The sequence below is a fragment of the Azospirillum sp. genome (assembly GCF_035627195.1).
Taxonomy (GTDB): domain Bacteria; phylum Pseudomonadota; class Alphaproteobacteria; order Azospirillales; family Azospirillaceae; genus Azospirillum.
The window spans coordinates 1-11,130 of record NZ_DASPMG010000214.1 but is presented as its reverse complement, the minus strand read 5'-3'; the positions used below and the strand labels follow the sequence as shown (position 1 = coordinate 11,130).

The following is an 11,130-nucleotide window of genomic DNA, read 5'->3' as shown; positions in this document are numbered from 1 at the left end:
TTTCCGTGACGATCCGCTTCAGGTCGTCGGCGGCGCGCGCCTGCATGCGGGCGGGGATTTCCTCGGAAAAGAACTCGATCAGAAGCTCGGGCATGTTGGGCTTGGCCATTTTATTGGGCCCCTCCGGCGGTCCACGCCTCGCAGCAGGCTTTGGCCAGCGCGCGCACGCGGCCGATGTAGGCGGCGCGCTCGACGACGCTGATCACGCCGCGCGCGTCCAGCAGGTTGAACAGGTGCGACGCCTTGATGCACTGGTCATAGGCGGGCAGCGCCACGCCCTTGGCGACCAGCGCCTGGCACTCGGCCTCGGCGTCCTTGAAATGCTGGAGCAGCATGGCGGTGTTGGCGTGTTCGAAATTGTGCGCGGAGTATTCGATCTCCGCACGCTTGAACACGTCGCCGTACTTCACGCCGTCACCGTTGAAGTCCAGGTCGTAGACGTTCTCCACCCCCTGCACGTACATGGCGAGGCGCTCCAGCCCGTAGGTCAGCTCGACCGAGACGGGGTCGCACTCGATGCCGCCGACCTGCTGGAAGTAGGTGTACTGCGTCACCTCCATGCCGTCGCACCACACCTCCCAGCCCAGGCCCCAGGCGCCCAGGGTCGGGCTCTCCCAGTCGTCCTCGACGAAGCGGATGTCGTGCAGCGCGGGGTCGATGCCCAGCACCTTCAGGCTTTCCAGGTACAGCTCCTGCGCGTTGGCGGGCGAGGGCTTGAGGATCACCTGGTACTGGTAATAGTGCTGCAGGCGGTTGGGGTTCTCGCCGTAGCGGCCGTCCTTGGGCCGGCGCGAAGGCTGCACGTAGGCGGCCTTCCAGGGCTGGGGGCCGAGCGCCCGCAGCGTGGTCGCCGGGTGGAAGGTCCCCGCCCCCACTTCCATGTCGTAGGGCTGGAGGATCACGCAGCCCTGTTCGGACCAGAACTGGTGAAGCTTGAGGATGAGGGCCTGGAACGACAGGCTCTTTGAGGACGCCATGGGCGGTCACTTGGGCTTCTTGTTGCGGCGCGCGGCACGATACGCGGGCGGTTGCCCCGAATCAAGCTGCCCCGAAACAACCATGATGATCGCGCGCCCTATCGCCCGTACGGGCACGCCGGCCGGCCGCACGCCACCGCCGAGCGGGGCGCCACGTAGGCCCCGCATTCCGGGCACTTCTCCATGTCCTCGGCGCCCACGGCACCACCGCTGGAGCTGCGGCCGGCCTGCGGGCGGCGGGCGGCGTCACGCTCGCGCAGCTTCTCGCGCCCCACGTCGCCGACGCGCTGGTACCAGCGCCAGCCGAACCACACGGCGACGACCACGACGATGAGCAGCAGGATCTTGGAGAGCGACAGCATGCCGGCGATTAGGGCGGAACCCGCGCGCGGGGTCAAGGAGAGAGGCGGGGGCAAGACGCCAAACCGCGAACGCCGTATAGAAAACATCGACGCCCGCACCAAGCTTCAATGCAGCGCCACCCCATAAGGAGCCCGCATGAACGCCGCCGCCTATCCGGTGATCGTCCGCCCGCTGTCGCCAGAGGAGGGGCAGGGCTACACCGCCGAGGTGCCGGACCTGCCCGGCTGCACGGCCGGCGGCATCACCCCGGCGGAAGCCGTGACCTCGGCTGAAGCGGCCATCCGCGCCTGGATCGCCGCCGCCGAGAAGGACGGACGGCCGGTGCCGCCGCCGTCGAAACGGCTGCGAACCGTCAGCCAGTAGGCGGGCGCTTCGCCTCTTCGAGTTGCTGGGCGAGGTTGCGGGCGGAGTCCAGGATCACCTGGATCAGCTTTGGGATGATCGGGTCGGCCTTGTGCAGCGCCGCGCGCACCTTGTCGCCGTTGATCTGCACCAGAACCGTCTCTTCCGCCGCGCTGGCCGAGGCCATGCGGGGCTTGCCGTCGAAGATCGCCATCTCGCCGAAGACGCCACCCTGCGGGATCACCCCGATCTCCAGCGGGTCGTCGGCGGTGCCGCGCCAGATGCGCACGCTGCCGCGCTCCACCAGGTACATGACGTCGCCCGGCTCGCTCTCGCGGAAAACGATCTGGCCGCTGTGGTAGACGCGGCGGCTGAGCACCGTGGGGTTCATGCGCCCTGCCCTACAGGCCGTAGCGCGCCCACAGCGCGCGCTCCTCCACCGCCGACAGCGCCGCGTCGGCCAGCGCCGCGGCACCCTGCGCCGCCCAGCCGCCCTTCACTCCCATATGCAGGCGGCGGCGCAGCCAGCTCTGCTGCTCGCCGACCACGCGCAGGCGCACCTTCTCGCCATAGCGGGCGCGCAGCGTGCCGCGCAGGTCGCCGATGCCGTCGATCAGCCCGTGGTCCAGCGCCCGCCGGCCGGCCCAGAAGGCGCCGGAGAACAGCTCCTCCTCCGATCCCCTCAGGCGGTCGCCGCGCCGGGCGCGGACCATCGCCTTGAAGCTGTCGTGGATCTCCGCCTGGATGGACTTCAGGTGCGCCACACCGTCCTCGCGTTCCGGCGAGAAGGGGTCGAGCAGCACCTTCTTGTCGCCCGCCGTGTGCAGGCGGCGCTCCACGCCGTGGCGCTGGATGAACTCGTGCAGGCCGAAGCCGGAATAGACGACGCCGATGGAGCCGACGATGGAGCTTTCGTCCGCGAAGATCTCGTCGGCCGCGCAGGCCAGCCAGTAGCCGCCGCTGGCCGCCACGTCCTCGCAGAAGGCCAGCACCGGCACCTTCTTCTCGGCCGCGAGGTCGCGGATGCGCTTGCCGATCAGCGACGACTGCACCGGCGAGCCGCCCGGCGAGTTGACCACCAGCGCCACCGCCGCCTGCTCCTTGGGCGCGAAGGCGCGCTCCAGCAGGGGGGCGACGTGCGCGAGCGTGAGGCCGCGCCGCAGCGGGCCGACGTCGCCGATGACGCCGTCCAGCCGCACCACCGAAACGAGCGGGCCGCGCGAGCGCCAGGGGCCGAAGGGGAGTTTGGCGAGGAGGGATTGGATGGTCATCGGCGCATTAGATGGTGACGGTTGCGCCGGAGGTCAAAGCACCAGGGCCGCGCCGTCGCGCAGGACGGCTTCGGCCTCCTGGGTGTAACGGCCGTCCGGGGCGTGCAGGGTCAGGCCGGCGGCCAGCTTGGCGGGGCCCTTGGCGTTGCGGTGGGCGGAGAGCAGGACGCGCTTGGCCGCCTCCCCCGCCTTCGGCCAAAGCGGGAACAGCGTGACGCCGCCGAATCGGCCGTGCAGGAGGGCCAGGATCTCGTCGATGCGGTCGGCGCGGTGGACCAGCGTCAAGATGCCGCGGGTCTTCAGCATGGCGGCGGCGAAGGCGATCCACTCGGCCAGCCGCGCCTCCCCCTCCACGTTGGCGGCGGCCTTCCAGGCGCCGGGGGGCGCGGTGGCGGCGTCGGCCTTCAGGTAGGGCGGGTTCATCATGACGCGGTCGAAGCTGCCGGGCGCCAGCATGGGCGGCGGGCGCAGCAGGTCGCCGATCACCGGCAAGACGCGGCCCTGCAGGCCGTTCAGCTCCACATTGTGGCTGGCGTAGGCGCCGATCTCCCGGTGCTTTTCCAGGGCGACGACGCGCACGCCGGGATCGCGCGCCGCAAGGCACAGCGCCGCCGCGCCGGTGCCGGTGCCGACGTCCAGCACGCGCACGCCGTGCCCGCCGTGCGTGGCCGCGGCCAGCAGCACGGGGTCGATGGCGGCGCGGTAGCCCTGGGCCGGCTGCACCAGGCGCACGCGCCCGCCCAGCAGCGCGTCCTCCACCGCCATGGCCGCTGGCTCGGCGCCGAACTCCGCCCCCGGATCAGAGTAGACCGCCTGTCCCCCGCTCATTCCGGCACCTCCTCCCCCGCTTCGCGCAACACGCGCCGCGCCTCGGCCTCGTCGGCGTCGGCCACCATCAGACGGCGCGGAATGGCGCCGATCGAGCCTTCCAGGATCGAGGTGTGCGTGTCGAACACGACCGCGTCGATGCCGGCGTCGGCCAGCAGCGCCGTGACCCACGACAGACGCACGACGTCGGTGGTACGCAGAAGTTCCTTCATGACCCGCCGAACCGCAGACGCCCTGCGCTCTTGACCGAAGAGGCTATGCCGGTATGCTCGCTGGCGTCGTGTGCCACGTCAATCACCATTGGAGCCGGTCTTGGCCGTCGTAACGAACCTCGATCCGAAACGGCGCAAGTCCACCACGCCGCTCGACGACCTCACCGCCCTGGTCGACGACGATCTGAAGGCGGTCAACGAGCTGATCCTGGCGAACATGCAGTCGTCGGTGGATCTGATCCCGCAGCTCGCCGGCTACCTGATCGCGGCGGGCGGCAAGCGGCTGCGCCCGGTGCTCACGCTGGCGGCCGCGCGGATGTGCGGCTACCAGGGCGAGAACCACAAGATGCTCGCCACCGTGGTGGAGTTCATCCACACCGCCACGCTGCTGCACGACGACGTGGTCGACGAAAGCGACCTGCGCCGCGGCCTGGCGTCGGCCAACGCCGTGTTCGGCAACAAGGCCAGCGTGCTGGTGGGCGACTTCCTGTTCTCCCGCGCGTTCGAGCTGATGGTCGGCGTGGGCTCGCTGGACGTGCTGCGCATCCTGTCCAGGGCGTCGGCGGTGATCGCCGAGGGCGAGGTGCTGCAGCTGCAGACCACCAACGACACCGAGACCAGCGAGCAGGCTTACCTTGAGGTCATCAAGGGCAAGACGGCCGAGCTGTTCGCCGCCGCCTGCCGCGTCGGCGCCGTGGTCGCCAACCGCCCGCAGGCGGAGGAGATGGCGCTCTACGACTACGGCATGAACCTGGGCATCGCCTTCCAGCTGGTCGACGACGTGCTGGACTACTCGGCCAAGCAGGCGAAGCTGGGCAAGACGGTGGGCGACGATTTCCGCGAGGGCAAGATCACCCTGCCCGTCGTGCTGGCCTTCCGCCGCGGCAACGACGAGGAGCGCGCCTTCTGGCGCCGCGCCATGGAGGAGCTGGAGCAGCAGGACGGCGACCTGGAGCGCGCCCAGCAGCTGATGGCCAAGCACAACGCCCTGAAGGACACGGTGGAGCGCGCCCGCCACTACGGCGCCATCGCCCGCGACGCGCTGGGCCTGTTCCCGGAAAGCCCGGTCAAGCACGCCCTCCTGGAGGTCATCGATTTCGTGATCGACCGGGAATTTTAGGAGGCGGCGTTTTTTTGGCCGGCGCCATTTTTTTGGGTTGCCGACCCCGAACGGAGCCGTTATAACCCCGCTCCACACACGGCGGGGCGGCAACGAGCCGCCGGGTGGAACGGACCGGAGAGTAGCTCAGCCTGGTAGAGCACTGCTTTCGGGAGGCAGGGGCCGGAGGTTCGAATCCTCTCTCTCCGACCAGCAAAGACAAGGGGTTCGCGGCAACGCGAACCCCTTCGTCGTTTCTAGATCCCAGCAGACGTCCATGCATTCTGCGCCGTCGCGGCGGGCGCCGCGCAAATCTGGCGCGAAGCCTTCCCCGGAGCTTGGCTGCATGACACACCGATCCGCCGGTATTCGGCGGATGGGGAGCGCTGCTGATGAGCGCGTAGCAAGCGAGCCGCCGATAGCCGGCACCATCAGAGCCGGCTCTGGCCCGCGCCGTTCTCGCTCATGCTTAGCGACGTCGCCCTGACGCCGGGCCGGTCGATGAACCCCAGGGCGCGCCCGCCGGGGCGCAAGACACGCTGCCATTCCACGGCGCAACTGCGCAGCAGGAAAGCGAAGCCGCAGGCGGTCAGGCCGTCGGAGGCGAACCTTCCTCCCTGCGGGCGGCTCCAGGTGGCGCGCTTCCATAGCAACACTCGTTAGAAAGGAATTGCCCCAGACGTCTTCATATATTACCAATGGTGCGCAATATGTGATCAACAACGTTGCTTTGCACCGACGGGAGGGAGGCAGCATGTCCATTACCGCTGGCGATAATTACGCGCTCGACACGAGAAATGCGCTGAATTTTAACCTTGCCGATCTGCGCATGACGTCGGTAACCAGTTCGTCGATCGGCGCGGTAAATTCCTCTGGAAGATATGTCATAAAAGGAGAGTTCAACCTCGACTCTTTCGGAAACTTCACCGGCGGATATATAAAGACCATTGAGAAATACAACGGCGATGAGCTTGTTATAAGTCAGTTTAATCATTTTGGATACGCGACCACAATTAGCTCCGTATCATCCATGGCCAACAACTACGATGCGCACGTATTCCTTGGGTCCGACGTAGTTGGGTCAAATCACGGAGACTACCTGGAAGGAGGACCAAGGGATGACTTGCTTTCCGGAAGGGCTGGGAACGATACACTGATTGGAGACGGGAACTGGTCTGGATCACTGGAAGGCAACGATATTTTGTATGGAAACCAGGGATCTGACATACTCTACGGGCTCGCTGCTCATGACACCATATTCGGCGGGCAGGACGGCGACTATGTAGAGGGGAACGCAGGCAGCGACATACTTTACGGCAACATGGCCAACGACACGATTTTCGGCGGCCAGGATAATGATGCGATCTTTGGAGGCCAAGGCGACGACCTGATTTCCGGCGGATTCGGTGACGATTATCTTGCTGGGAACCTGGGCAGTGATCGCTTCATGTTCATGCCTGGCGAGGGCGCGGACCGGCTCATCGGCTTTGATGCTGCGCAAGGTGATCGCATCAATCTTGGTGCCGGCATGAGCTACACGGTCGGTTCGGCGGCCGATGGCTCGACACTCCTTGCACTTTCCGGCGGAGGATCGATTACCATCGTCGGCATTCCGCAGGCATCCTTCAACACCAGTTGGATCACCGTCGGGTAGGCTGGGGGCATGGCTTGGCCGGGGGCGACTCCCGGCACGCCGACAGGGTGAACCGCACCGGGGTGGTCAGTCCGCCACCCCCTCCGCACTTCCGAGAGAGCAGGGCGCCCTGAAGCCGCCGCCCCGCGACATCGCATCACACCCGTGTCGATGTGTACGAATTGACAACCGACGGCTGTGGCTTGTACCGATGCGGGCATGCAACGCAACATCGCTCCCCCCGGCGCGTCCCCATTGAGCCGGGCGCTGCACGCCATCGGCCTGCCGGCGGTGGCGGCGGAGCGGTGCGTGCACGCCGGCGGGGCGGGGGCATCCTGCCGGGCCTGCGTGGACGCCTGCCCCACCGGCGCGTGGAGGGCCGGGGTCACGGGGGCGCCCTGCCTGGACGCGCGGGGCTGCGACGGGTGCGGGCTGTGCGCGCCGGCCTGCCCGGCGGGGGCCATCGCGCATGCGCATACGCCGGCCCGGCGGATCGTCGCCGGGCGCGTGGTCGCCTTCGCCGCCTGCGCGCAGACCGGGCTGCGCAACGGCGCGCGCGACGGTGAGCACGCGGTGGAGGGCGTGCTGCCCTGCCTGAACGCCCTGGGGCTGTCCGACCTGCTGCGCCTGTACCGGGGCGGCGTGCGGCGCCTCGTCATCGCGCGTGACCGCTGCGCCGCCTGCCCGACCGGCGGCGGCACCGCCGTGCGCCTGGACGCGGCGGTGGCGGAGTTGAACCTGCTGCTGGACAGCCGCGGCCTGTCGCCGCTGGTGCTGAGCCGGCGCTCGCCGGTGCCGTGGCGGGCGCAGCTCGCCTTCGACTCGCTGCCGGCGGAGGACGGCGAGGCGGTGGAGGACGGCTTCGTGCCGCCCGCGCGCCGGCTGCCGGAACCGGCCGAGGGGTGGGCCGAGGGGTGGGCCGGCGCGGCGGTGCTGTGGCCGTGGGTGCCGTCCATCGACGCCGGGGCATGCCCCGGCTGCGGCGCCTGCGCGGCCGTCTGCCCGACGGGCGCCATCCGCCTGCGCGAGGACCCGCCCGCCTTCCTGGTGGCGCCGGAGGACTGCACCGGCTGCCGGCTGTGCGTCGACCATTGCGGGCCGCTGGGCGTCATCCTGGAACGGCTGGCGCCGCGCCGGCAGACCGTGGTGCCGATCCTTGCCGGGGGTCAGTCGCCCGCGTAGGCGATGGTGCTGAGCAGCGCGTTCTCGGCCTGGCGGCTGTCCAGGCGGGTGTGCTGCACGACGATCGGGCGGTCGGACTCGATCACGCTGGCGAAGGGGGTTTCGCGCGGCACCGGCTCCGGCGCCTTCATTTCGTTGAAGCGCAGGTGGCGCGTGCGGCGGGCCGGGATGGTGAAGAGGTAGGGGCCGGCGGGCTCCCGGTCCTCGAAGAAGACGGTGATGCGCACCTGGGCGTCCTCGTCGCCGGCGTTGAGGATGCAGACCGTCTCGTGGCTTTCCATCTCCGGCGCCGGGCCGTGGCTCCAGCCGGGGATGTAGCCCTCGGCGATGGCCCAGCGCGTGCGGCCGATCGGGGCGGGCATGCCGCTCTCCTTCCGCTTGTTTCCTTCACGCGCACAACCCCGCGCGCAACGACGGGTTCCGCCGCGCGTTGTTCCGGGGGACATGTTCGGGGGACGGCAGAAGGAGCATCGGCCATGAGAGACAGCCCCACGGTGGTCATCACCGGCGCCTCGGCCGGCGTCGGCCGCGCCACGGCGCACGCCTTCGCCCGGCTGGGTGCGCGCGTCGGCCTGCTGGCGCGCGAGCCGGACGCGCTGGTCGACACGGCGCGCGAGGTGGAGCGGCTGGGCGGGCAGGCGCTGCCCATGGTGACGGACGTCGCCGACTTCGGCGCGGTGGACGGCGCGGCGGTGGCGGTGGAGGAGGCGTTCGGCCCCATCGACGTGTGGGTCAACAACGCCATGGCCACCGTCTTCTCCCCCGTGAAGGAGCTGAAACCGCACGAGCTGCACCGGGTGACGGCGGTCACCTATTACGGCTACGTGCACGGCACCATCGCGGCGCTGCGGCGCATGCTGCCGCGCGACCGCGGGCGGATCATCCAGGTGGGATCGGCGCTGGCCTACCGCGGCATCCCGCTGCAGGCGGCCTATTGCGGGGCCAAGCACGCCATCGTCGGCTTCACCGATTCGCTGCGCTGCGAGCTGATCCACGACGGCAGCGACGTGCGGATCACCATGGTGCACCTGCCGGCCATGAACACGCCGCAGTTCGACTGGGCCCGCACCCGCTTCGGCAAGCGCCCGCGCCCGGTGGGCGCCATCATGCAGCCGGAACGCGCGGCCGACGCCATCGTCTGGGCGGCGCAGCACGGCGGGCGGGAGCTGTGGGTGGGCAGCAGCACGGCGCAGGCCATCCTGGGCCAGTACGTGGCGCCGAAGCTGATGGACCGCTTCCTGGCCCACAACGCCTATGAGGCGCAGCTGCGCGGCCGGAACCTGCCGCCCGGCTACCGCGACAACCTGTACGAGCCGGTGCCCGGCGTGCACGCGACGCACGGCGCCTTCGACGGGCAGGCGGACATGCCCGGCCGCTTCGTGCGCGCCGCGACGGCGCGCGGGCTGGTGGCGGCGGCCGGCTTCGCGCTGGTGGCGGGGGCGGCGGTGCTGGCGCGGCAGACGGCGAGCCGGTGAGGACGGAAGCTGAAGACGGCGGCTGATAACGAAAACGGCCCGCCGGGTGGGGCGGGCCGTCGTCGCGCTCTTGTCGCTCCGGCGTGGGGCGCCGGACGGGAAGCTTACTTGGTGCGGATGACCGGGGTGAGCTGGTCGCCCCAGTTGCCCGATTCGTTGTGGTAGCGGGCGGTGCGCATCAGCTCCACCGTGATGCCGGCGTCCACGGCCTTGGTCACCGCCTCGTTCAGCCGGTGCAGGCTGTTGGCGACGATGCGGATGGCGCTCTCCTGCTCGGAGGTGAATTCCGAACGGTCGTCCGGGGCGTCCTGGAAGCTCGACATGCGGCAATTCCTTCCCTTGTTCTGTCGGCAAGATGCCGCGCTGCGGCGCGGCGAGTGTCACCCCAGTCTTTAACACATCGCGCGCGCGGAACAAGGGTGCCGCGTGGCCGCACCCCGACCGGCCGGGTAACGGCGGGGCGGCGGCGGGGCGGCGGCGATTCCGGCCTTTTCCCGATGCCCCGCGCCGGCCTACCCTCGCGGCCAGGATATTCCTCTCAGGGGAGACACCGGGCATGACCGATTCCGCCGCACCGCGCACCGTCGCCTTCCTCGGGCTGGGCGTCATGGGCTTTCCCATGGCCGGCCACCTCGCCAAGGCCGGCCACGCCGTGACCGTCTACAACCGAACCACGGCCAAGGCCGAGGCCTGGGCCGCCCGGCATGGCGGCAAGCATGCGGGAACACCCGCCGAGGCGGCGCAGGGGGCCGACGTGGTGTTCATGTGCGTGGGCAACGACGACGACGTGCGGCAGGTGGCCGGCGACGCCCTGCGCGGCATGAAGCCCGGCGCCATCCTGGCCGACCACACCACGGCGTCCGCCGAGGTGGCGCGCGAGATGGCGGCGAAGGCGGCGGAGCGCGGCATCGCCTTCCTCGACGCGCCGGTGTCCGGCGGGCAGGCGGGGGCGGAGAACGGCGTGCTGACCGTCATGGTCGGCGGCGACCCGGCGGCCTTCGCCACGGCCGAGCCGCTGATGCGCGCCTATGGCCGCTCCGTGGTGCTGATGGGGGACTCCGGGGCCGGGCAGCTGACCAAGATGGTCAACCAGATCTGCATCGCCGGCCTCGTCCAGGCCCTGGCCGAGGGTATGAGCTTCGCGCAGAAGGCCGGGCTGGACGCGCACAAGGTGGTGGACGTGATCTCCAAGGGTGCCGCCCAGTCCTGGCAGATGGAGAACCGCGCCAAGACGATGCTGGACGACAAATTCGACTTCGGCTTCGCGGTGGACTGGATGCGCAAGGACCTGTCCATCTGCCTGAACGAGGCCCGGCGCAACGGCGCCACCCTGCCGGTCACGGCCCTGGTCGACCAGTTCTACGCCGACGTCCAGAAGCTGGGCGGCGGGCGGTGGGATACGTCCAGTCTGATGAAGCGGTTGGGGAGGTAGCCCTCATATGCCCTCCCCTGCCCTCGGCGGGGGAGGGAGCCTGTAGGTTGGGTCTGGACCCAACACCGTCCGCACACCGTCCCCGATGCAAGAAGCGTTGGGTTTTCGCTGGCGCTCAACCCAACCTACACGTGGATTCTCGGATAGGCCGTTGCCCCCACCCTTCCCACTTCGTGGAGGGCTATCGCATCTGAGTAAAGCGCTCTCCGCCTGTTGACCTGAAGGAAGAGACCGAAGTGGCCTTTTCCTTCAGGAGACGCGCGATGCAGTCGCTCATTGAGATTTTCCGAGAGGTTCGCGATCCGCGCGACCCGAA

The 11,130-nt window shown here is 69.4% G+C and carries 14 protein-coding genes and 1 tRNA gene; 7 read left to right on the top strand and 8 right to left on the bottom strand.

The window, feature by feature from the left end; all coding sequences use genetic code 11:
* Nucleotides 1–110: 110 nt before the first annotated feature.
* Nucleotides 111–977: a glycine--tRNA ligase subunit alpha gene (locus tag VED21_RS19605; protein ID WP_324885124.1), complete on the bottom strand. Its 867-nt coding sequence runs from the start codon at nt 975–977 to the stop codon at nt 111–113.
* Between the two features lie 98 nt (nt 978–1,075).
* Entirely contained in the window at nt 1,076–1,339 is a 264-nt protein-coding gene (locus VED21_RS19600) for a hypothetical protein (protein ID WP_324885122.1), read from the bottom strand.
* A gap of 136 nt (nt 1,340–1,475) precedes the next feature.
* Between VED21_RS19600 and VED21_RS19595 the strand changes: the two genes are divergently transcribed.
* Nucleotides 1,476–1,703, top strand: coding sequence for a type II toxin-antitoxin system HicB family antitoxin (locus tag VED21_RS19595; RefSeq protein ID WP_324885120.1), 228 nt, complete (start codon nt 1,476–1,478; stop codon nt 1,701–1,703).
* Here VED21_RS19595 and VED21_RS19590 read toward each other — a convergent pair.
* The 4 genes from VED21_RS19590 to VED21_RS19575 are packed head-to-tail and all read right to left on the bottom strand — an operon-like array spanning nt 1,693 to nt 3,993.
* The gene (locus VED21_RS19590) at nt 1,693–2,073 is read right to left on the bottom strand and encodes a cyclic nucleotide-binding domain-containing protein (protein ID WP_324885118.1); all 381 of its coding nucleotides are present in this window, start codon (nt 2,071–2,073) and stop codon (nt 1,693–1,695) included. The two genes, VED21_RS19595 and VED21_RS19590, sit on opposite strands and share 11 nt — an antisense overlap.
* 10 nt (nt 2,074–2,083) lie before the next feature.
* On the bottom strand, nt 2,084–2,953 hold the full coding sequence (locus VED21_RS19585) for a S49 family peptidase (protein WP_324885116.1): 870 nt from the start codon (nt 2,951–2,953) through the stop codon (nt 2,084–2,086).
* Between the two features lie 33 nt (nt 2,954–2,986).
* On the bottom strand, nt 2,987–3,781 hold the full coding sequence (locus tag VED21_RS19580; RefSeq protein WP_324885113.1) for a tRNA1(Val) (adenine(37)-N6)-methyltransferase: 795 nt from the start codon (nt 3,779–3,781) through the stop codon (nt 2,987–2,989).
* Nucleotides 3,778–3,993, bottom strand: coding sequence for a DUF2007 domain-containing protein (locus tag VED21_RS19575; protein ID WP_324885112.1), 216 nt, complete (start codon nt 3,991–3,993; stop codon nt 3,778–3,780). Before VED21_RS19575 ends, VED21_RS19580 begins: the two co-directional genes overlap by 4 nt.
* Before the next feature lie 100 nt (nt 3,994–4,093).
* On the opposite strand from VED21_RS19575, the gene VED21_RS19570 reads away from it, so the two are divergent.
* From VED21_RS19570 to VED21_RS19555, 4 genes are all read left to right on the top strand, one after another.
* Nucleotides 4,094–5,113 (top strand): polyprenyl synthetase family protein, encoded by a 1,020-nt coding sequence (locus tag VED21_RS19570; protein WP_324885110.1) that lies wholly within the window; start codon nt 4,094–4,096, stop codon nt 5,111–5,113.
* A gap of 115 nt (nt 5,114–5,228) precedes the next feature.
* Nucleotides 5,229–5,305 (top strand) — tRNA-Pro (locus VED21_RS19565).
* A 541-nt stretch (nt 5,306–5,846) separates the two neighbouring features.
* The gene (locus VED21_RS19560) at nt 5,847–6,746 is read left to right on the top strand and encodes a calcium-binding protein (RefSeq protein WP_324885107.1); all 900 of its coding nucleotides are present in this window, start codon (nt 5,847–5,849) and stop codon (nt 6,744–6,746) included.
* Between the two features lie 198 nt (nt 6,747–6,944).
* Complete coding sequence (locus VED21_RS19555) at nt 6,945–7,907, top strand: 4Fe-4S binding protein (protein ID WP_324885105.1); 963 nt, start codon at nt 6,945–6,947, stop codon at nt 7,905–7,907.
* On the opposite strand, the gene VED21_RS19550 is transcribed toward VED21_RS19555, so the two are convergent.
* A complete protein-coding gene (locus VED21_RS19550) occupies nt 7,892–8,269 on the bottom strand; it encodes a sensory rhodopsin transducer (protein ID WP_324885103.1) in 378 nt (125 codons plus the stop codon). The two genes, VED21_RS19555 and VED21_RS19550, sit on opposite strands and share 16 nt — an antisense overlap.
* A 114-nt stretch (nt 8,270–8,383) precedes the next feature.
* Here VED21_RS19550 and VED21_RS19545 point away from each other — a divergent pair, with 114 nt between their 5' ends.
* Nucleotides 8,384–9,382 (top strand): SDR family oxidoreductase, encoded by a 999-nt coding sequence (locus VED21_RS19545; protein ID WP_324885101.1) that lies wholly within the window; start codon nt 8,384–8,386, stop codon nt 9,380–9,382.
* Nucleotides 9,383–9,486: 104 nt separating this feature from the next.
* Here VED21_RS19545 and VED21_RS19540 read toward each other — a convergent pair whose 3' ends face one another.
* A complete protein-coding gene (locus tag VED21_RS19540) occupies nt 9,487–9,705 on the bottom strand; it encodes a hypothetical protein (RefSeq protein ID WP_324885099.1) in 219 nt (72 codons plus the stop codon).
* A gap of 233 nt (nt 9,706–9,938) precedes the next feature.
* On the opposite strand from VED21_RS19540, the gene VED21_RS19535 reads away from it, so the two are divergent.
* Entirely contained in the window at nt 9,939–10,814 is an 876-nt protein-coding gene (locus VED21_RS19535; RefSeq protein WP_324885097.1) for an NAD(P)-dependent oxidoreductase, read from the top strand.
* Nucleotides 10,815–11,130: the final 316 nt, after the last annotated feature.